We start from the raw sequence: 18,907 nt of genomic DNA, 5'->3' as shown, positions 1-18,907 counted from the left end.
AGTGTAGTTTAACGGATTATAAGAAAAATGGCTGGGGCGGGAGGATTCGAACCTCCGCATGGCGGAATCAAAATCCGCTGCCTTACCGCTTGGCTACGCCCCATCATAAAAATGTGGTTGGCCCTTAATAAGACCAACCAGACCAGTTCGTAAAGAGACCTAACGGATAGTTTTTTGCTTAGTGTGAATTTTCTGGGGCATCGGGCTGGGGTGGTTGGGGCTCTGCGAAATCAACATCGGGCAAGCCACCGTCTGTCAGGCTACCTGCACCAGTAGGAAACAGCTTGAATCGCGCGGCTTTATCCAAGGCCTGATCCAAGGCAGCCATGGTGCTGCCCATGTCTTCACTGTCGTCTTTTTCCCATGTGCGGAGCGTATGGGTCCAGACCCCCATGACCAGATTGATGCGCACAATGCCACCAAGACCTGTTGTGCTGATGCCCGCGGCATCTGCCATCCAGCGCATGCTTTCAATCGTGGCTCCCCCCAGAATGACAGCCAAAGCCGGGTCAAAGGGAAGTGCGCGCATAACAGCCTTGATGCCATTTCGGTATTGCTGAAACACATCCAGACGCCGCATCAGCAGATCAAACAGGCGTTCCCGCGAGTCACCCGTTGCGGTGTCATCAGCCAGTGCGGATTCATCGGCAATACGGCCCAGACGAAGCAGGAGAGAGGCGCGGCAGGGAAAGCGATCTCGTGTTTCAGCCAAAGGCAATCCAGCCTGACGCGCAGACTCCAGCAGCGAGACGGAGTTCCATCCCCCTTGTTCTGCTTGCGTCATGGCAGCGGAGAGAAGGGCTACATCAAAATCGTCAGTGTCCATTGAAACGGCCTGTCAGCAAAAAAGAGTAAGTCAAAGCACGGCCTGTTCTGTCAGCATTCCACTAGGTGGCATGGTGGCAGAACAGGTCGTTTACGAAAAATATTACGAAGAAAGCTCGTGGGCTCTGTGCGCAGCCGCACTAATGGCCTGAGAAACGGCTTTAGGCCATGCGTCTGGCTGCATCAGTATTTTCAGGGCCTCGGCTGTTGTTCCACCGGGGCTGGTTACCTGAATGCGGAGTTCACTGGCATCCAGCACGGAATGATCAAGAAGCGCTCCGGCACCAAAAATAGTGCGTCGTGCCAGCTTACGGGCTGTTTCTGGTGGAAGGCCTTGCTCAATACCCGCCTTTTCCATCAACTCCGCCAGAAGGAAGATGTAGGCCGGGCCGCTGCCTGAGACAGCAGTCACAGCATCAATCAGGTTTTCCTGCTCAACCCAAACCGTTTCCCCAACCGAGCGCAGCAGAGCATCGCATTGGTCTTTTTGTTCGGCCGTTGTGCCTGCTTCCGCATACAGGCCGGTTATGCCCGCGCCAATGGCGCATGGGGTATTGGGCATGGCCCGAACCACAGTTGGATTGGCCGATGGATTGGCTTTTTTATAGGTCTTGGTCAGGCTTTCAATGCTGCGCCCAGCCATGACCGAAAGCAGAACGGGGTTGGAGAAGTGCTGGCCCAGTTCTTCAAGGATAGCATCCGCTTTCTGGGGTTTGACCGCGACAATCACGATATCTGGGGTAAAGTCGGCAGGAATATCAGCAACGGTGCGGGCATGATGGTGAGGCGACGGCAGCGCATGATCATGCCGGTCAAGCACGACGGATGGCTTCTGCCCGTGCTTCAGCCACCCTTCAAGCATGGCATTGCCCATCTTGCCGCAACCGACCAGCAGAACAGAAGGCAGAGGGGAGGACGAGGGCATCAGGCTTCTCCTACACAGTCAAGCATGGCGGCTGCCAACGCATCTGCCGGTTCCTGCCCACCCCAGAGGAAGAACTGGAACGCCGGGTAGAATCGTTCACACTCGGTCAGGGCAAGGTCAATCAGGTCTTCAAACATTTCGACTGATAGGTGTGTTCCACGCAGCAACAACGCATGGCGAAACAGGACCACGCCGTCTTCCTGATCCAGACTGAAATGGCCAATCCATATTTTCTCGTTAGCCATGCCAATCAGTTCATACAGCGCACGCTGTTGGGTGGCCGGGGCTTTCAGGTCAAACGCACAGGTAAAATGTACGGCACCCAGTTCAGCCGACCACGAGAAAAACAGTCCGTAGTCACACCATTTGCCGGGGGCTTCTACGGCCATTTCGGTCAGGTTGCACCGTTCAAAATTCCACCCAAGACCACCAATAACCTGTTCCATCAGGTCGAGCGGATTGGCAGCGGACGCTGGGGTATCAAAGCTTAGTGCGGGCATGGCTCACTCTCTACTGCGGGGGTGAAGCGGGCAGAAGTCTGGCCGAATGGCAGAGTCTGGCTCCGCCATTCCCGGAAAAAGCGGTGGTTCAGGCCGAGTGATGTGTGTGGGATGCGTGGGCTTTTTCTTCCAGCGCCAGCACACGGGCTTCCAGTGCAGCAACGCGTCGTTCAGCATCTTCCTGACCAATACGGGCCTGGGCTGCCAGTTCGCGTGCTACTTCAAACTCTTCGCGCCGTACAACCTGAAGGCTGCTGAGCACTTCATCAACACGGCTGCGTACAATAGCGTTGATTTCTTCGCGCACACCGGTCAGGGCAGAAAAAGCACCGCCCGCCACGCCGGCAAGATCATCAAAAAAGCGCGGTTTGTCAGTCATTGCCGGTTCTCCACTCAGTAAGTCGCCAAAGGGGCATCGTGTCATTAAGCCTTGGCGTGTTTTGTCTTCTTACGGCTTATAGTCAGTATAATGGTCAGAGGCTATTGGTTCTTTGAAAAGCCTGCTGATTTCGGTGGCATAAAAGCGGAAACAGACCGTGTGACCTCACGACTTTTTGCCGCGCTGCCCCTGCTATGCCACAGCTATAAAAACGAGCGACTGGCCGCAGAAAGGGATCAAACATGCAGGATGGAGAGACGTTGGGCACAGTAAACGCCAGTCATCACTGGTTTGATGATCTTCTAAGTCGCGCCAGCGCACTTCCGGCGGTTTCTGTTGCGGTAGTTTATCCCTGTAGCCCTGTTGTTTTGAATGCTGCGGTTGATGTGGCGGAAGACGGTTTGCTGCATCCGGTTTTGCTGGGGCCTGAAGAAACGATCCGGTCTTTGGCTGCTGAATGCGGCCGGGATTTGAGCCTCTGTAAAATCGTGTGCTGTCCGGACGCAAAGGCCGCGTCTGAATACGCTGTGCAGTTAGTGCATGACGGAACTGTTAGTTTGATTATGAAAGGAGCACTCCATACGGACATGCTGCTGCATGCGGTGCTTCAGCATGAAAACGGGCTGCGTACAGGGCGGCGGGTAAGCCACGTGTTTGTTATGGATGTTCCTGCTTATCCGCGCCCTTTGCTGGTCACGGATGGTGTGGTGAATATTGCCCCTGATCTGGCCTGTAAGGTCGATATTCTGCGTAACGCTGTCGCTCTGGCTCACACTTTGGGCCTCAATATCCCCAAAGTAGCTGTGTTGTCGGCCGTTGAAACCGTTACGGCGGCCTTACCGTCCACCATTGATGCTGCCGCCCTGAGCAAAATGGCCGACAGAGGCCAGATTACAGGGGCGTTGGTTGATGGCCCGTTGGCGTTTGATAACGCAATTAATATGGACGCAGCGCGGGAGAAAGAAATTGTATCCCCCGTTGCAGGCCAGGCGGATGTGCTGTTGGTGCCGGATATTGAAGCAGGAAATATGTTGGCGAAGCAATTGACGTTTCTGGCCGGTGCCGATGCTGCCGGCATTGTGCTTGGGGCCAAAGTGCCGATTATCCTGACAAGTCGTGCCGATTCAGAACGCGCCCGTGTGCTGTCTTGTGTGCTTGGCAGGCTGGTGGCGGAAGATCAGGCGACAGGTCAGTCCTAGACGGTTTTTCTGCCAGAATTGAAGGGGGCCTGCAAAGCAGTCTTGTCCATTGACCGCAGGCTTCTGCGTTCCCATTATTATTATCAAGATATTGAAATCATTAAGGCACGCTCAATAGACGTGCCTGTTTGCATGAAGTGGAGATGGTCACCCTATGACAACCATATCGGCAGAGGCATTCCTGCAGCCTCGCCTGAAGGCTCTGGTCGCGGAGGCTCAAGAAGCAGGTTATTCTCAGGATGTTATTATCGCGTTGCTGATAAGTCTGCTTGATACGGACATATTTTCTGCTCCCTCTGACACCCGGAAGGGAGAACAGGCATGAGTGTGCGCGACCCGTATGAGGTTCTGGGCGTTTCAAAAACAGCCAGTCAGGATGATATCCGCAAGGCCTACCGCAAGCTGGCCAAGAAATACCACCCCGATCTGAACCCTGGCGACAAGGTAGCGGAAGAACAGTTCAAGGCTATTGGTCAGGCAAATGAACTGCTGTCCGATGCTGAAAAACGTGCCCGGTATGATCGTGGGGAAATTGATGCCTCAGGGCAGGAGCGGATGCATCCCGGTTTTGGTGGTGGTCAGCGTGGCTATGGCGAAGGAATGGGGGGCTTCCGCTATGGCGGGCCGGGTGGTCCTGGCGGGGCTGGTTTTTCGGAAGAAGACCTGAGCGACCTGTTTGGCAGCATGTTCAGCGGTGGCCGCGCACGACGAGGCCCGCAGAAAGGGGCGGACCGCTCTTATTCGTTGAAGGTCAGTTTTCTTGACTCGGTCACCGGGAGCACATCGCGCATTACGTTGCCGGATGGGGCTACGTTGGATGTTAAAATTCCACCGGGAATTGAAGACGGCCAGACCTTGCGTTTGCGGGGAAAGGGGGATGCGGGTGTGCAAGGTGGCCCGCAGGGTGATGCGCTGATTACTGTCACGGTGCTGCCAGACGCAACCTACACACGTGATGGTCATGACCTGCATGAAACGCTGCCAGTTGATCTGAAAACGGCGGTCCTTGGTGGGTCCATCACCGTTCCAACCCCAACCGGGGCTGTGAAAATGAACGTGCCTGCGGGTTCAGACACGGGCACAAAATTACGGCTTAGGGGGAAGGGCGTGCAGGCTCATGGCTCGCGCGATGCGGGGAATTTGTATGTCACCTTGCAGATCAAGATTGGCAAGCCTGATGCGGCGTTACAGGAATTCCTGAAAAACTGGACGCCCGACTCTGTCTAAAACAGCTCCCTGTAATGTTGGGTGAGAACCCCAGAAAAGCCTGCTGCCCTGAAAAGGGGCGCAGGCTTTTTTAATGTGGGGTCAGTTATCGCGATACAGGGGCAGGTCCAGCTTATGGTTGCCTGTTCCCTTGACCTGAAGCTGGGCACTGTTTTCAGAAATCAGCGAGAACGTAACAGTCAGGTCACCCTGCTTCGCGCTCCATGATGTGCCAGACTGGCGGGACAGGCTGAACTTATCCTGGCCCACAATTTTCTTGAGCGCTTCAGGCAGTGTCACCAGCAGGCGCGCGGCAGGACCAACGGCTTTGTTGGCTGCCACGGAAACGGGGCTCATGGCCATGATGGCCCACTGACCTTCGAACAGGGATGTCGGATACTGCGTGTGGGCATCAGCCAGAGCTGGTGCTGCTGTGCTGGCAGCCTGTGCCGCTGGGAACAGAGCAGCCGTCGCCAGAGAAACAGCGCAGGCAAAAGAAAAAACGGACAGGCTTTTCATGACCGGAACTCCTGAAATGGGTCTTCTCATGTGCCTGTCTGGGCCAGCTTCGTCTATCCCTTCACATCGGGATCGTGATGCGCACGCTTTAAGGAGCGGCCCTTGACGGATGAGCATTTGATCACCAGATAAGTGGGGATTACAAATCTGCATTGCAAAAAATGAAAGGGTTTTGCCATGATAGGAACAGAGTCATCTCACGATGAACCCGTTTCCATGCACCCTCTCGCGGCGGATGAAGGGCAGATCCCAGCGGATTATGACGTGACGACGGCCGATGTCAGGGAAGATGTTACGGCACAGACGCATGCCGTTATGCCTGACCCCGTTATCCCCGTTACACCAGCCCCGGTTCAGACCGCACCAGTAAAGGAACATGACGTTAGTATGAAAGAAATAGCGCAGATGGTGGGTGCCATGGTGTTTGTTTTCGGTTTTGCCGCCCTTGGGTTACACGCCATTTCATATGCCGGATACTAAACCCGACAGCACCAAGACCGGTGATTATTGGTTTTTTTGAAAAGGCATGGAGGGCCAGAAAAGCGCTCCATGCCTTTTGTTTTATTCATGCCGTAAGGTAACGACCAGCACATCCCGGTAGGCAGGCCGCGTCGGGTCAACAGGTTTGACCGGCGTTACGCCGTGGTAGACACGGCTATCATTTACGAATGCCGTATCCAGTGGTTGGGTCAGGGTAAAGCTCCCTACACATTTGCGGTTCAGATCGTGAATGGTGGTTTCACCACTGGCAATGTTTTCCCGGTTCACCATCAGCACACACACCCAATCCACACCATCCCGGTGCAGGCCTTCGGGGGTTGGCTGCCCCGCTGAGTCCGGGCTGGCTTCAATCCGGAATTGATGAATTTCGGTATGCCAGGCTTTGGGTTGCAGGGTTGCGGGTGTCAGGTCTGTCGCAACACGATGGGTCAAAGCCAGTATGGCCAGAAGGGCCGGATTCTGGCCGATGGCCGGGGTCACGGGTTTGAACCAGCGTTCAATACCCCCATTCAAGGTATTGTAATCCCGGCTCTGGTAATGGGGCTGATGGGGCTTACGAATAATACCATCGTCCGTGAGCGAGAACGTGGCATAGCGCCGCCGCCGGTAGCGGCCGCCATCGGCCATATAGCGGTCCACGCCCAGATGATTCCAGCTTTCGGCAAATTCCTCCCACTGTTTCAGGCCAAACTGTTCCAGCAGGGGCCGCATATCGGCGGCTGGCTGGTAGGCAAAACCTGATTCAGACAGTGGCTTCTCCAGCGCGGTAAGGCGCTGGAGGTCAGTCTGGGAGAGGGAGGAAGCCGGTGTTTCAGGCATGTGCTGGGCCTTCTGCTGGGCCGTGGCCCTGCGGTTTGTTGCCATGTGACAGCGAGGGAGAGGGTGGTTCCGGGGTGGTAACCGGGGAGGGCGCGTCACGCGGCGGAGGGAACGCATCAGGCAGATCATCAACTGTCAGATGCATCGAATTGCCCGGTGGCGTGGTGTAGTAGGATGTCGGGGTGTAAAACTTCACGCCAGCGTCGGCCATACGGTTGGCCAGACGACGATAAAACTCGCGTTGCACTTTCCATTTCATCATCGGGGCAGTGCGGATGGTACCGATAAGGATCGCCCCGTTACTGTCACTGCAATCGACGCCCAGATCATTATAGTCAGAGAAAATAATGTGACGGAACGCATCCTCTTTCCGCATTTCTTTAATCACATCAGACATGATGTGGACCACTTTTCCGCTATCTTCGCTTAGATCAAGAACCTGCTTGACGATGATCTGGTTGAAGCCACGTCCCGTATTGGCAATAGAAGTTACGGACGAAAACGGAATAATATGCAAATCGCCATCGAAAGATCGTACTCTTAGCGTACGAATGGAAAGTTGCTCCACCGTCCCGGCAACACCGCTGGTTGTGACCCAGTCGCCAACCTGAATGGCGTCTTCAGCCAACATAAAGAAGCCGGTGATCACGTCTTTCCAGAGGCTTTGTGACCCGAAGGACAGACCAACACCCAGAATCCCGGCACCCGTCAGCAATGGTGTGACGTTAATCCCGATCTGCGACAGGGTGGTGACAGTAACAATCACAATAATAAAACCCAGCAGCACGGTGCGGATAATCGGCAGAATGGTGCGCAGACGGGTCGCACGCCCTGCCTGTGCGGAGGACGTGTAGCGGTCAATCTGCTTGTTCAGCAGACCGTTAATGACTTCCCACGCAACAGACGCAATGACCAGCCCGATTGTCAGAATAACGGCGGCACTGATCAGTCGCGAACCAAGCGGATTTTCAAGGAAGAAGTGAAAACTCGGGATGCTCCAGCTTTGGGCAATGCTGACGCAGGTGACAAAAATAATGAAGACCGTCAGCATGCGGCGCACAAACGGATAGTAATAGTCGGCGCGTTTTTGCAGGCCGGGATATTCAGCTTCCGTTGTGTCGCTGATACGGAAGAGCCGGTCTTGCAAGCCATAGGTCAGAACCGCAATCAGCCGGGACAGAACCAGGCAGACAAGCGTCAGGATTGTGCCGCGCAGAATCCATTGATACCCGCCCTTAAGGTGGGCCGCCCAGACAAACCACAACGCGATATCCAGAAACAGAACCGGTATCCACCAGAAACGGGCCATCGCCCCGGCAAAGGCCCAGAATGCGTTTTTACGCAGTGTTTCTGACGGCTGTAGGGCATTGGCTACAATGTGGCGTATGCGCCAGATGAAGGCAGCAATAATCAGATGCTGGATCAGAATAACGGCCCGCAGCATGGCTTCCGTACCGCGGGGTGCCAGATTGAACTCACTCCCCAAAGTCGAGAGGCAGATAACCAGCGATGGCGCGGCAACCAGCACATTCCACCACCGGGTGAGCATCCGGGCCGTGCTATCGCTGGCCGGTGCCAGCCGAATGGCAGGAGAACGAGGGGCCAGAGCCGTTTCAACCAGCAGATACAGGCCACGCGCAATGACATATGCGTTTGTCAGCGTGATGGTAACGGTGCGGGCCTGCGTGGTGGTGGTCAGGAATTCCGCGCCCAGATACCCAAGGGCCAGGAACACCACAACCGGCAGCAGCTTCAGCAGAAAGTGCAACACGTTGTAAGGCACACGGACCAGATACCGCATGACTTCATTACGTCTGCGTTGATCATCAGCGCGGGTTTGGGTGTTGTCGCCATCCGGGGTTGAGGTCGCAGCCTCCACGCTTTCAACGGCTGCCGCTGCTTCCTGCTTGCGTTCCCGGGCTTCAGCGTGGGCCGTGACAGATGTCAGAGGTTTTTTCAGAAGCATGCTGGCGCAGCGTTCAAGCGCCAGAGCCACCAGCAGAATAATCAGTGCCCGACTGAAGGCATCAATCAGCGTCTGGCGTGTTTCCGGGTTGCGAAGTTCAGAATGGAACCAGGAACCGACAGACCCGAGATCCTTAAACAGGCCAGCAAAGTTGCGGACATACCCCTGCATGGACGATGTCAGGCTATCCAGTTCGGAATTGACGTCACTATCCACCACAGCCGGGGCGGTCGTGGCTGCTTTTGCAGGTGCGGCGGTAGGCAGACCCTTTGCCATAAGGGACAAGGTATGGGTGAAATCTTCGCGCTTTTTAGGATCATTCAGAACGCTGAGAAGCTGTTGAGCGTCCTGTTGGCTGAGTGACCCGGTGCCGGTGGCGACAGGTGCTGCTTCTGCGTGCGCCTGTTCAGGAATGCTGAAAGACACCCCGACCAGCATGGCACAGACAAAGCAGAGCCTGAGTGCATAGAGAAAAACAGAAGAAAAATCAGAAGCGAGTCTGGTCGTGCCCCGATCCAGGCTGTCTGCCGCCATGGCGTGCCGTATCCTTATTCAACGCAGAAGGAAAAGGGCGATAAAACGCCCGTATGATGCGTGTAAGGGTAGGGGGCAATTCAGGCGGCATCAAGACCGCCTGGCAGCAGAAAAGGCCCGCGTGTCAGGAACGCGGTTCGAAGGTTACGACTTCAGCCGTTTCGGCACGGATGACAACAGTATCGGCTATCAGGTCATGCAGGCCCTGTTTGTGCCGGGTGAACGCAACCATCAATACGCCGATATAGAAAAACGGAAACGAGATAAACGCTTTCACAGCAAACCGCAAAGCTGCCCGCCCGATGGAGAGCCGTCTGCCGCGGGATGTTGTCACTTCCAGCCGGCACAGGCGCTTGCCGGGTGTTGCGCGGAAGGACGAAGATTCAAAAATAATGAAATACAGCGCAGGCAGAAGCGCCAGAAACAGGCTGGGCAGATGCCAGTTGCCTGCATGAATGTGGGGGATCAACACTGAAATGGTGTCGGGCTGCACAAAATCGGCAATATCAACCACATCAACTGTTTGACCTGACGCATCAGGAATAGGCGTTTCCTGCCATTCGACTTTCAGGTCGGGCAGCATGAAAAAGCCCAGCACGCTATCCACCACGCTGAGGATCAGCGCATCAATCAGAAACGCCCAGACCCGCCACCAAAAACCGGCATACACCCATGTGGGCTGCCCTATCCCGCCCGGTTGGGTATAGGGGGCGGCGGTGTTGGGGGATTGATAAGGTCCGCTCCAGCCGGGGGGGAGGTCAGAAGGGGGCATCGGGCCTGTTCCTTAGAAAAAAATTCGTTCAGCCAAGGGCCATGTCTTGGCCCGATGTCCTAAAGATTGGGTTTACCGCACCTAGCTACGGTAAGACCCATTGATATCAATATAGCCGTGCGTCAGGTCGCAACTCCAGATCTGTGCCGAACCTGATCCGAGGCCGAGGTCAACCGCGATATCAATTTCCTGGCCTTTCATGTGGGCCACAACCGGGGTTTCATCATAACCATCCACAACGGTGCCGTCGCGGGCAATGCATACGCCGCCAATAGAAACAGAAAGCGTATCCCGGTCAGCCGGTTCCCCGCATTTGCCAACAGCCATGACAATACGGCCCCAGTTGGCATCTTCGCCAGCAATAGCGGTTTTGACCAAAGGCGAATTACCAATGGCCATCCCCACCCGCCAGGCAGAGCTCTGTGAGGCAGCGCCGGTGACGGTAATACTCATCAGCTTGGTGGCCCCTTCACCATCGCGAATAACCAGAAGGGCAAGGTCATGCAGCACCGCTTTCAGGGCGCTGCGGAAGTCTGCCAGTGCGGGGTCCTGCAACGCGTCAGTTTCGGCTGAAACGGGAGCATTCTGGGCCGCGCCGGTTGCAAACAGCAGCACCATGTCAGAGGTCGAGGTATCAGAATCGACCGTGATGCAGTTGAAGGTGGTTTTCACATCCGTTGACAGAAGGCTCTGCAAGACAGGGGCAGGGAGCGCTGCATCGGTGGCCACAAATGCCAGCATGGTGGCCATGTCAGGCGCAATCATGCCACTGCCCTTGGCAATGCCCTGAATGGTTACGGTTGTGCCGTTTAGCGTGGCGGTGCGAACTGCGGCCTTGGGAAAGGTATCGGTGGTCATGATGCCACGCGCGGCGGCTTCCCACCCGGTTTCGCTTAACGAGTCATGCAGGGCTGGCAGCGCGTCGGTAATACGGTCGTGCGGCAGAATAGCCCCGATAACCCCGGTAGATGCCAGATACACGGCATCCAGTGGGCAGTCCGCCAGCTTTGCCGCGGCTTCGGCCGTTGCCTGACAGGTTTCACGCCCGGCGCGGCCGGTAAAGACATTGGCGTTGCCAGCATTGACCACCAACGCGCCAGCCTGACCCTGCGGCAGAATAGAGCGGCACCAGTCAACTGGCGCGCCTGCGCATTTTGTCTGTGTAAAAACACCCGCGACAGTTGTGCCCGGTGCAAATTCGGCCAGAACCAGATCAGTTCGGCCTTTATAGCGTATGCCAGCTTCGGCTGCCCCCAATCGTACTCCACGAACAACACCAAGCGCGGGAAGCGGCCGGGCAAGAGGAGAAACGGGGAGGGCGTGTGCCATAACGCTATGTCCTTAAAGCGACAGACCCGCCATGCAGGGCATGGCGGGCTGAAAAAATAACGGTAAGGTCAGATTATTTTTTGGCAGGAGCAGCCGGGGCCGCAGCCGGAGGCGGTGCATCAGCCAGCTGTTTGCCCGTAGCCGGGTCAAAACGGACAATTTTCACGCCCGCTGTGGCCTTGCCAACTGCATCACGCACGTATTTCTGGATCAGAGCCTGACGGATCTTGTCCTTCACGCTGTCCAGAGCCGGGATCGGGTCCGTGCGTGTATCAAGCACCTGAATGACGTGATAACCGTACTGGCTTTTAACCGGCGTGCTGCTGATTTCACCTTTTTTCATGGCGAAAGCGGCGTCAGAGAAAGCCGGGATCATGTCTTCTTTCTTGAACCAGCCCAGGTCGCCGCCATTCTGCTTGGCGCTGCCTGTGTCGGTTGAAATCTGGGCAGCCAGCTTCCCGAAATCTTCGCCAGCTTTCAGCTTTTTAATAGCATCGGTGGCTTCAGCTTCGGTCTTAACCAGAATGTGGCGAGCATGCACTTCCTGCTCTGCCGGTTTGCCAGCGTAATTCTGCTGATAATAATCCTGAATGGCGGCATCGGTCAGCTGCGGCGTAACCTGCTTTGACAGCCATGCGTTCTGCAGGGCGTTGGCAGAAGCCTGAGCCATCATTTTCTGAACTTCAGGGGTCTTGTCCAGACCTTCCTTGTGGGCAACCAGCTGAATGGCTTTCTGGTCAGCCAACTGGTTTACCAGCATGGGGTAAATCATGTTTGGCGGCAGCTGGCGCATCTGCGGCGGCATGTTGCCCAGTGCATCCTGCACATCGCTGACGGTGATTTTTTCACCGTTCACGGTGGCGACCACAGCATTGGGGTCAACCGGCTTGGCTGGCGGCGCGGCGGGTGCAGCAGGGGCTGCGGCCGGTGCTGCCGGAGCGGCAAAAGAAGGAGCAGAAAAGGCAGTGGAGGCAAGCAGGGCCGTAGCTGCAAGAGCGATGGCCTGATTGGTAAACCGCATGAGGACAAACCTTGAATAAGGAATAAACTGTGCTTCCTCTATGAAGGAGGCTAAAGAGGCCTGCAACCCCTCTTGCCTGTTGCAAGGCAAGAAACCGGGCTGATTGGTTGACCGCAGGCGGCCCCGGCCCTATTTTCCCCACGAGCCACTCCATGCTGATGCCTTTTTGTTTCCTCCGGTCTGGTTCCGGGTGGAAGGCGGAATGGGCGTGCATTGTTTCGGAAAGGTTTTCATGCTCGCAAGCTTCGTCCGCGCCCTGTTCGGCACCGCCAATGACCGGACGCTCAAGATGTTCCAGCGCCGCGTGCCGGAAATCAACGCCCTGGAACCCCAGATGCAGGCGTTGGACGACGCTGCTCTTTCTGCAAAAACCGTCGAATTCCGCGACCGGCTGGCCAAGGGAGCAACGCTTGACAGCCTGCTGCCTGAAGCCTTTGCCGTAGCGCGCGAAGCATCGCGCCGTGTGCTGGGTATGCGTCATTTCGACGTGCAGCTTATTGGCGGTATGGTGCTGCAGGCCGGCCGTATTGCTGAAATGCGCACGGGTGAAGGCAAGACGCTGGTGGCAACACTGGCCGTTTACCTCAGCGCTCTGGCAGGGAAGGGCGTTCATGTTGTCACCGTGAACGACTATCTGGCCGCCCGTGACGCCGCTGAAATGAGCCGCCTTTACAGCTTCCTTGGGCTGACCACCGGCACCATTGTGCCCAACATGCCTGATGATGCGCGTCGTGCAGCGTACGCGGCAGACATTACCTACGGCACCAATAACGAATTCGGCTTCGACTACCTGCGCGATAACATGAAATATCGCCTGGAAGAGATGGTGCAGCGCCCCTTCTACCACGCCATTGTGGACGAAGTAGACTCCATCCTGATTGACGAAGCACGGACCCCGCTGATTATTTCTGGCCCGGCTGAAGACAGTTCTGAACTGTATCGGGCTGTTGATGAAGTGGTGGTCAGGCTGGTGCAGGACCCTGCTACGTACGACAAGGACGAAAAATTCCGCAGCGTCGTGTTGACTGACGCCGGGTCTGACAAGGTTGAAGACCTGCTGCGGGAAGCTGGCGTGCTGGATGAAGGCGGCCTGTATGACCTGCACCATGTTGCGGTGGTGCATCACGTTCAGCAGTCGCTGCGGGCCCATACCCTGTTCTCACGCGATGTCGATTACATCGTGCGCGACGGCAAGGTTGTGATTATTGACGAATTCACCGGCCGTATGATGGATGGCCGCCGGTATTCCGACGGTCTGCATCAGGCGCTGGAAGCAAAGGAGCATGTGGAGGTTCAGCAGGAGAACCAGACACTGGCCTCCATCACTTTCCAGAACTTTTTCCGCCTTTATCCCAAACTGTCAGGCATGACCGGCACGGCTATGACCGAAGCGGACGAATTTGCGGAAATCTATAAGCTGGATGTGGTGGAAATTCCCACCAATCGCCCGGTTGCCCGTAAGGATGAAGATGACGAAATTTATCTGACCGAAGCTGAAAAATTTGCCGCGGTCAGCCGTCTTATCCGTGAAATTCACGAACGCCAGCAGCCTATTCTGGTGGGCACAACGTCCATTGAAAAAAGTGAAGCGTTGTCTGACCTGCTGAAGCAGCAGGGTATTCCGCATAATGTGCTCAATGCGCGTTTCCATGAAATGGAAGCCAAAATTGTTGCGCAGGCAGGGTCTCCGGGGGCCATTACCATTGCCACCAACATGGCAGGGCGCGGCACCGACATTAAGCTGGGCGGCAACGTGGATATGTTGATCGACCAGCAGCTTGGCGAGGCTGAACCGTCACCCGAGCGCGATGCTGCTGAACAGGCGATTCGCGATCGAGTGACCCGTGACCATGAAATTGTGAAGCAGGCAGGCGGTCTGTACGTTATCGGCACCGAACGCCATGAAAGCCGCCGCATTGACAACCAGTTGCGGGGCCGTGCTGGCCGTCAGGGTGATCCGGGCAATTCGCGCTTCTTTATCTCGCTTCAAGATGACCTGATGCGTATTTTCGGGTCTGACCGTATGGGCAGCATGTTCCAGAAAATGGGCATGAAGGAAGGCGAAGCCATTGTTCATCCGTGGTTGAGCAAGGCGTTGGAGCGTGCGCAGAAAAAGGTCGAAGCCCGCAACTTCGACATGCGGAAAAACACGCTCAAATATGATGACGTGATGAATGACCAGCGCAAGGAAGTGTACGCCCAGCGCCGGGAATATATGTCAACCGAGGATGTTTCCGCCATTCTGTCTGAAGCGCAGGATGATGTGATTGACGCGATGGTTATGCGGCATATCCCGGAAAAATCCTTTGCTGAACAATGGGATGTGGCTGGCCTGACGGCTGCTGTGCACAAAAACCTGAACCTTGATCTGCCAATCGCAGACTGGGCGAAGGAAGATGGCATGGACGCCGAACAGGTTGCGGAACGGATTAATCAGGCTGCAACACAGGCTCACGCTGCCCGTGCTGCAAATCTGGGCCCTGATCTGATGCGCTTCATTGAAAAGCAGGTGCTGATGACGACCTACGACGCGGTGTGGAAAGAGCATCTGCATGCCCTTGATCAGATGCGTCAGGGTATTGGTCTGCGGGCATATGGTCAGAAAGATCCGCTGAACGAATATAAGCATGAAGCCTTCCAGCTCTTCACCATCATGCTTGAAGAAATGCGGGAACGGGTTGTGTCTCTGGTCGCGCGGGTAGAAGTCGCCCCGCCCGGCACGGTTGACCCGTTTGCGGGCACGGCTGAAATTCATGCCAACCCTGAAATACCGGGCTTTGCCTCTGAACCGGGGCCGGGTCTTTCCCCCGGTGCTGCGCCAGAAATGGCAACGCCGATCGGGGGGAGTGCTATTATGCCGGATGACCCGTCAAGCTGGGGCGAAACACCGCGTAACGCACCCTGTCCGTGTGGTTCGGGCAAGAAATACAAGCATTGTCATGGTCGCCTGATCTGAAACGATCAGGTTTGAACGGACAGGCTGCAAGAGTGAGATAGGTAAGAGAACATGGCGGGTCATTCCCAATTTAAAAACATCATGCACCGCAAAGGGGCGCAGGATGCCAAGCGGGCCAAACAGTTTGCCAAGGTTATTCGTGAACTGACTGTGGCCGCACGGTCTGGCCTGCCTGACCCGACATCTAACCCGCGCCTTCGTGCCGCTATTGCCGCGGCGCGCGACGTGAACATGCCCAAAGACAACATTGATCGCGCTATTAAAAAAGCGACAGGCACTGCGGGCGGCGATGACTATGTTGAAGTGCGTTACGAAGGCTACGGGCCGGCCGGTGTTGCCGTTATTGTTGAAGGTCTGACCGACAACCGTAACCGTACCGCATCTGACGTGCGGGCTGCATTTTCAAAATACGGCGGGTCAATGGGTGAAACCAATTCGGTTTCTTTCATGTTCCGGCGTCTGGGCGTGATCACCTATCCGCTTTCCGTGGCATCTGAAGATGACATGCTGGAAGCCGCGATTGAAGCGGGTGCGGAAAACGTAGTGTCTTCTGACACCACGCATGAAATCACCTGTGAAGTGGAATCGTTCTTCGCCGTGCGCGATTCTCTGGAGCCAAAATTTGGTGAGCCGGAAAGTGCGAAGCTGGACTGGCGGCCAGAAAATACTGTCATGCTGGATGAAGAAAAAGCCACTAGCGTGTTCAAGCTGCTGGACGTCCTTGAAGACAATGACGACGTGCAGAACGTGTATGCCAATTTTGAACTGCCGGATGATCTGGCCGAAAAACTGTCTTCCTGACAGTGGTACGCCTGCTCGGCATTGATCCCGGCCTGCGGTTTACAGGCTGGGGGGTGATTGATGTTGAGGGTAATCGGTTGCGGCATGTCGAAAATGGTGTGATCGCAACCAACAGCGCAGACAGCGTGCCAGACCGGTTGAAGGTGCTGCATGAAAACCTGATGCTGCTGATAGACCGTCTGGCTCCGGCTGAAGCGGCAGTTGAGGAAACCTACGTCAACCGAAATGGTACCGCCACGCTAAAGCTGGGCTACGCCCGCGGCGTGGCCTTGCTGGCCCCGGCTCTGGCCGGGTTGGATGTTGCGGAATACGGCGCGCTCTCGGTTAAAAAATCAGTGGTTGGCACGGGCTCGGCTGACAAAGACCAAGTGGAAATGATGGTGCGTCGGCTTTTGCCGGGCGTTAAAGTGATCCGGGCGGACGCGTCTGATGCTCTGGCGGTTGCTATCTGTCATGCTCATCATCGGGCCAGCGCCCGCCATATTGCAGCCGGGGTAAGAATGGCATGATTGCGTTTCTATGCGGTTTGGTCATTCAGGTTGAAACCGGTTCATGCGTGATTGACGTCAATGGCGTGGGGTATCTGGTTGCGGCTTCGACCCGTACATTGGCAGCGTTGCCTAACCCACCTGAAAAAGCCCGCGTTCTGATTGAAACCGTGGTGCGTGAAGATGCCATTCTGCTCTACGGCTTCATGGAAAGTGCGGAACGCGAGTGGTTCCGGCTGTTGACCAGCGTGCAGGGTGTTGGGGCCAAAGTCGCACTGGGTATTCTTTCTACCTTATCACCGGGTGAGTTGGTTGCGGCTATTTCAACGGCTGACAAAGCCAACCTGACGCGCGCCCCGGGTGTTGGTGGCCGTCTGGCTGACCGTATTCTGACAGAACTGCGCGACAAGGCTGGAAAAATGCCCGGTGGCGGCGGGGGCGTGATGATTCCTGCAGCCGCTACTCCCGGCGGCGGGATTGAGGCCGATGCGCTTATGGCACTTGCAGGCTTGGGTTTCCGTCGGTCAGAGGCCGTGCCGGTTGTGCGCCGCCTGCTGGATGAACGGGGGGGTGATGCCACGCTTGATACTGTGCTGCGTGACAGCCTGAAAGAGCTTGCCCGATGAGTGGGGCCGAATTCACCCCTGATCGCGAAATTGACGCCACGCGACGGGAGGAAGATAGCGCCGAGGCGACCCTTCGCCCCCAAACTCTGGCTGATTTTACCGGGCAGAAAGCCAGCCGGGAAAATCTGGCCATCTTCATTGCCGCTGCCCGACAGAGGGGGGAGGCGCTTGATCATGTTCTGCTGCATGGGCCACCGGGGCTGGGTAAAACCACATTGGCGCAGATTGTATCCCGTGAACTGGGGGTTGGTTTCCGGGCGACGTCTGGCCCGGTTATTCAGCGTGCGGGTGATCTGGCAGCGATTCTGACCAATCTTCAGCCGCGTGATGTGCTGTTTATTGACGAAATACACCGTCTTCAGCCTGCGATTGAAGAAATCCTCTATCCCGCGATGGAGGATTTTCAGCTTGATCTGATTATTGGGGAAGGGCCAGCCGCCCGGTCGGTGCGGATTGATTTGCCGCCGTTTACTCTGGTGGCAGCAACGACCCGTGCCGGCTTGCTGGCCACCCCGTTGCGTGACCGATTTGGTATCCCGCTGCGGCTGGTTTTTTATACGCCGGATGAACTGCGGCTGATTGTGTCCCGCGGGGCAGAAAAAATCGGCTTTGCCTTGAGTCATGCGGGGGCAGAGGAAATTGCTCGCCGGTCACGCGGTACACCCCGTATTGCAGGCAGGCTTCTGCGGCGTGTGCGTGATTTTGCAGCCTTCAGTGGTGCGGGAGACGCCCCCGTCAGCCGGGAAGTGGCTGATGCAGCCCTTAGTCGGCTTGAAGTCGATGCGCTTGGGCTGGATGCGATGGATAGACGTTATCTGCGTCGCATTGCAGAATTTCATCATGGTGGCCCGGTGGGGGTGGAAACGCTCGCGGCTGCTTTGGCTGAAGCCCGGGATACACTGGAAGACGTGATTGAACCCTATCTGATTCAGGAAGGGTTGGTGATGCGTACCAGTCGGGGGCGCGTGTTGGGTGAACGGGGCTGGCGACATCTGGGGCTGACACCACCAGCCCGACCGGATGAGCCTCGGTCTGCCCAGATGGATCTTCTACCGGAAGATGAGGAGGGGGAATGACCACGCACAGCATCGATTTCCGTATTTATTATGAAGATACGGACGCGGGCGGCATTGTCTATCATGCCCGGTATCTGGCTTTTGCGGAACGGGCGCGCACCGAAGCCATTCGCAGTCTGGGTATGCCAGCCGCTAGCCTTCTGACTGATTTTGGGCTGGTGTTTGTGGTGCATGATGCCACCATCAATTACCGCATACCGCTGAAGCTGGATGATATTGTAACGGTCACAACCCGCCTTCTTGACCAGAAGGCAGCCAGTTGCCGGCTTGAGCAGGTTTTTACCCGCGGAGAGGATTTTTGCGCCCGGGTTGATGTGGTGCTGGCATGCGTTAAAGCAGAAGATGGGCGTCCTGCCCGATTTCCGCCGTTATGGCGTGATCTTTTACGCCGACTTGCAGCAGAAGAGTAAAGGCCCTCTTCTGCTTTTGTACGGAAGACAGTAGAAAATGGGGCGATTGGGCAGC

The 18,907-nt window shown here is 56.2% G+C and carries 20 protein-coding genes and 1 tRNA gene; 10 read left to right on the top strand and 11 right to left on the bottom strand.

Annotated features, from left to right (window positions below; genetic code table 11):
* Positions 1-28 precede the first annotated feature (28 nt).
* From Abin_RS12690 to Abin_RS12670, 5 genes are all read right to left on the bottom strand, one after another.
* A tRNA-Gln gene (locus tag Abin_RS12690) sits at positions 29-103 on the bottom strand.
* A 75-nt stretch (positions 104-178) separates the two neighbouring features.
* Positions 179-826 (bottom strand): TetR family transcriptional regulator, encoded by a 648-nt coding sequence (locus Abin_RS12685; RefSeq protein ID WP_048847489.1) that lies wholly within the window; start codon positions 824-826, stop codon positions 179-181.
* A 102-nt stretch (positions 827-928) separates the two neighbouring features.
* Positions 929-1,750, bottom strand: a complete 822-nt coding sequence (gene proC, locus Abin_RS12680) for a pyrroline-5-carboxylate reductase (RefSeq protein ID WP_048847487.1) — start codon at positions 1,748-1,750, stop codon at positions 929-931.
* Positions 1,750-2,250, bottom strand: a complete 501-nt coding sequence (locus tag Abin_RS12675) for a type III secretion system chaperone family protein (protein WP_048847485.1) — start codon at positions 2,248-2,250, stop codon at positions 1,750-1,752. The genes proC and Abin_RS12675 overlap by 1 nt, the downstream gene beginning before the upstream one ends.
* Before the next feature lie 88 nt (positions 2,251-2,338).
* Positions 2,339-2,629: an accessory factor UbiK family protein gene (locus Abin_RS12670; RefSeq protein ID WP_048847483.1), complete on the bottom strand. Its 291-nt coding sequence runs from the start codon at positions 2,627-2,629 to the stop codon at positions 2,339-2,341.
* A 242-nt stretch (positions 2,630-2,871) separates the two neighbouring features.
* On the opposite strand from Abin_RS12670, the gene Abin_RS12665 reads away from it, so the two are divergent.
* The 3 genes from Abin_RS12665 (at position 2,872) to Abin_RS12655 (ending at position 5,055) form a co-directional block, all read left to right on the top strand.
* Entirely contained in the window at positions 2,872-3,828 is a 957-nt protein-coding gene (locus Abin_RS12665) for a bifunctional enoyl-CoA hydratase/phosphate acetyltransferase (protein ID WP_048847481.1), read from the top strand.
* A 154-nt stretch (positions 3,829-3,982) separates the two neighbouring features.
* Positions 3,983-4,153 carry a hypothetical protein gene (locus tag Abin_RS12660; RefSeq protein WP_170237851.1) on the top strand — a complete coding sequence of 57 codons (171 nt, stop codon included), beginning with the start codon at positions 3,983-3,985 and terminating at the stop codon, positions 4,151-4,153.
* Positions 4,150-5,055 (top strand): DnaJ C-terminal domain-containing protein, encoded by a 906-nt coding sequence (locus tag Abin_RS12655; RefSeq protein WP_048847479.1) that lies wholly within the window; start codon positions 4,150-4,152, stop codon positions 5,053-5,055. Before Abin_RS12660 ends, Abin_RS12655 begins: the two co-directional genes overlap by 4 nt.
* Positions 5,056-5,136: 81 nt before the next feature.
* Here Abin_RS12655 and Abin_RS12650 read toward each other — a convergent pair whose 3' ends face one another.
* Complete coding sequence (locus tag Abin_RS12650) at positions 5,137-5,553, bottom strand: hypothetical protein (RefSeq protein WP_048847477.1); 417 nt, start codon at positions 5,551-5,553, stop codon at positions 5,137-5,139.
* Between the two features lie 177 nt (positions 5,554-5,730).
* Here Abin_RS12650 and Abin_RS12645 point away from each other — a divergent pair, with 177 nt between their 5' ends.
* Positions 5,731-6,033: a hypothetical protein gene (locus Abin_RS12645; protein ID WP_048847475.1), complete on the top strand. Its 303-nt coding sequence runs from the start codon at positions 5,731-5,733 to the stop codon at positions 6,031-6,033.
* An 81-nt stretch (positions 6,034-6,114) separates the two neighbouring features.
* Here Abin_RS12645 and Abin_RS12640 read toward each other — a convergent pair whose 3' ends face one another.
* From Abin_RS12640 to Abin_RS12620, 5 genes are all read right to left on the bottom strand, one after another.
* Positions 6,115-6,873 (bottom strand): 2OG-Fe dioxygenase family protein, encoded by a 759-nt coding sequence (locus Abin_RS12640; RefSeq protein WP_048847473.1) that lies wholly within the window; start codon positions 6,871-6,873, stop codon positions 6,115-6,117.
* The gene (locus Abin_RS12635) at positions 6,866-9,373 is read right to left on the bottom strand and encodes a mechanosensitive ion channel domain-containing protein (RefSeq protein ID WP_048847471.1); all 2,508 of its coding nucleotides are present in this window, start codon (positions 9,371-9,373) and stop codon (positions 6,866-6,868) included. The genes Abin_RS12640 and Abin_RS12635 overlap by 8 nt, the downstream gene beginning before the upstream one ends.
* A gap of 124 nt (positions 9,374-9,497) precedes the next feature.
* On the bottom strand, positions 9,498-10,145 hold the full coding sequence (locus Abin_RS12630; protein WP_048847469.1) for an RDD family protein: 648 nt from the start codon (positions 10,143-10,145) through the stop codon (positions 9,498-9,500).
* An 81-nt stretch (positions 10,146-10,226) separates the two neighbouring features.
* Complete coding sequence (gene argJ / locus Abin_RS12625; protein WP_048847467.1) at positions 10,227-11,474, bottom strand: bifunctional glutamate N-acetyltransferase/amino-acid acetyltransferase ArgJ; 1,248 nt, start codon at positions 11,472-11,474, stop codon at positions 10,227-10,229.
* Positions 11,475-11,547: 73 nt separating this feature from the next.
* Positions 11,548-12,495 (bottom strand): peptidylprolyl isomerase, encoded by a 948-nt coding sequence (locus tag Abin_RS12620; RefSeq protein WP_048847465.1) that lies wholly within the window; start codon positions 12,493-12,495, stop codon positions 11,548-11,550.
* Positions 12,496-12,727: 232 nt separating this feature from the next.
* On the opposite strand from Abin_RS12620, the gene secA reads away from it, so the two are divergent.
* Genes secA through ybgC form a run of 6 tightly spaced genes read left to right on the top strand, consistent with a single transcriptional unit; the run spans position 12,728 to position 18,852 of the window.
* Positions 12,728-15,451 (top strand): preprotein translocase subunit SecA, encoded by a 2,724-nt coding sequence (gene secA, locus Abin_RS12615; RefSeq protein ID WP_048847679.1) that lies wholly within the window; start codon positions 12,728-12,730, stop codon positions 15,449-15,451.
* A 51-nt stretch (positions 15,452-15,502) separates the two neighbouring features.
* A complete protein-coding gene (locus Abin_RS12610) occupies positions 15,503-16,252 on the top strand; it encodes a YebC/PmpR family DNA-binding transcriptional regulator (protein WP_048847464.1) in 750 nt (249 codons plus the stop codon).
* 2 nt (positions 16,253-16,254) lie between these two features.
* The gene (gene ruvC / locus Abin_RS12605; RefSeq protein WP_048847462.1) at positions 16,255-16,761 is read left to right on the top strand and encodes a crossover junction endodeoxyribonuclease RuvC; all 507 of its coding nucleotides are present in this window, start codon (positions 16,255-16,257) and stop codon (positions 16,759-16,761) included.
* The gene (gene ruvA, locus Abin_RS12600; protein ID WP_048847460.1) at positions 16,758-17,366 is read left to right on the top strand and encodes a Holliday junction branch migration protein RuvA; all 609 of its coding nucleotides are present in this window, start codon (positions 16,758-16,760) and stop codon (positions 17,364-17,366) included. The genes ruvC and ruvA overlap by 4 nt, the downstream gene beginning before the upstream one ends.
* On the top strand, positions 17,363-18,442 hold the full coding sequence (gene ruvB / locus Abin_RS12595) for a Holliday junction branch migration DNA helicase RuvB (RefSeq protein ID WP_048847459.1): 1,080 nt from the start codon (positions 17,363-17,365) through the stop codon (positions 18,440-18,442). Before ruvA ends, ruvB begins: the two co-directional genes overlap by 4 nt.
* On the top strand, positions 18,439-18,852 hold the full coding sequence (gene ybgC, locus Abin_RS12590; protein ID WP_048847457.1) for a tol-pal system-associated acyl-CoA thioesterase: 414 nt from the start codon (positions 18,439-18,441) through the stop codon (positions 18,850-18,852). The genes ruvB and ybgC overlap by 4 nt, the downstream gene beginning before the upstream one ends.
* Positions 18,853-18,907: the final 55 nt, after the last annotated feature.

Origin of the sequence: Acetobacter indonesiensis (assembly GCF_000963945.1) — a bacterium.
Lineage (GTDB): Bacteria > Pseudomonadota > Alphaproteobacteria > Acetobacterales > Acetobacteraceae > Acetobacter > Acetobacter indonesiensis.
Note: the sequence above shows the minus strand (reverse complement) of the source record. Positions and strands in the feature narration are given on the sequence as shown.

What these genes read in the sequence shown, in the direction of transcription:
- Abin_RS12685 (WP_048847489.1), bottom strand. Translation starts at nt 826, where the DNA reads ATGGACACTGACGATTTTGATGTAGCCCTTCTCTCCGCTGCCATGACG.
- proC (WP_048847487.1), bottom strand. Translation starts at nt 1,750, where the DNA reads ATGCCCTCGTCCTCCCCTCTGCCTTCTGTTCTGCTGGTCGGTTGCGGC.
- Abin_RS12675 (WP_048847485.1), bottom strand. Translation starts at nt 2,250, where the DNA reads ATGCCCGCACTAAGCTTTGATACCCCAGCGTCCGCTGCCAATCCGCTC.
- Abin_RS12670 (WP_048847483.1), bottom strand. Translation starts at nt 2,629, where the DNA reads ATGACTGACAAACCGCGCTTTTTTGATGATCTTGCCGGCGTGGCGGGC.
- Abin_RS12665 (WP_048847481.1), top strand. Translation starts at nt 2,872, where the DNA reads ATGCAGGATGGAGAGACGTTGGGCACAGTAAACGCCAGTCATCACTGG.
- Abin_RS12660 (WP_170237851.1), top strand. Translation starts at nt 3,983, where the DNA reads ATGACAACCATATCGGCAGAGGCATTCCTGCAGCCTCGCCTGAAGGCT.
- Abin_RS12655 (WP_048847479.1), top strand. Translation starts at nt 4,150, where the DNA reads ATGAGTGTGCGCGACCCGTATGAGGTTCTGGGCGTTTCAAAAACAGCC.
- Abin_RS12650 (WP_048847477.1), bottom strand. Translation starts at nt 5,553, where the DNA reads ATGAAAAGCCTGTCCGTTTTTTCTTTTGCCTGCGCTGTTTCTCTGGCG.
- Abin_RS12645 (WP_048847475.1), top strand. Translation starts at nt 5,731, where the DNA reads ATGATAGGAACAGAGTCATCTCACGATGAACCCGTTTCCATGCACCCT.
- Abin_RS12640 (WP_048847473.1), bottom strand. Translation starts at nt 6,873, where the DNA reads ATGCCTGAAACACCGGCTTCCTCCCTCTCCCAGACTGACCTCCAGCGC.
- Abin_RS12635 (WP_048847471.1), bottom strand. Translation starts at nt 9,373, where the DNA reads ATGGCGGCAGACAGCCTGGATCGGGGCACGACCAGACTCGCTTCTGAT.
- Abin_RS12630 (WP_048847469.1), bottom strand. Translation starts at nt 10,145, where the DNA reads ATGCCCCCTTCTGACCTCCCCCCCGGCTGGAGCGGACCTTATCAATCC.
- argJ (WP_048847467.1), bottom strand. Translation starts at nt 11,474, where the DNA reads ATGGCACACGCCCTCCCCGTTTCTCCTCTTGCCCGGCCGCTTCCCGCG.
- Abin_RS12620 (WP_048847465.1), bottom strand. Translation starts at nt 12,495, where the DNA reads ATGCGGTTTACCAATCAGGCCATCGCTCTTGCAGCTACGGCCCTGCTT.
- secA (WP_048847679.1), top strand. Translation starts at nt 12,728, where the DNA reads ATGCTCGCAAGCTTCGTCCGCGCCCTGTTCGGCACCGCCAATGACCGG.
- Abin_RS12610 (WP_048847464.1), top strand. Translation starts at nt 15,503, where the DNA reads ATGGCGGGTCATTCCCAATTTAAAAACATCATGCACCGCAAAGGGGCG.
- ruvA (WP_048847460.1), top strand. Translation starts at nt 16,758, where the DNA reads ATGATTGCGTTTCTATGCGGTTTGGTCATTCAGGTTGAAACCGGTTCA.
- ruvB (WP_048847459.1), top strand. Translation starts at nt 17,363, where the DNA reads ATGAGTGGGGCCGAATTCACCCCTGATCGCGAAATTGACGCCACGCGA.
- ybgC (WP_048847457.1), top strand. Translation starts at nt 18,439, where the DNA reads ATGACCACGCACAGCATCGATTTCCGTATTTATTATGAAGATACGGAC.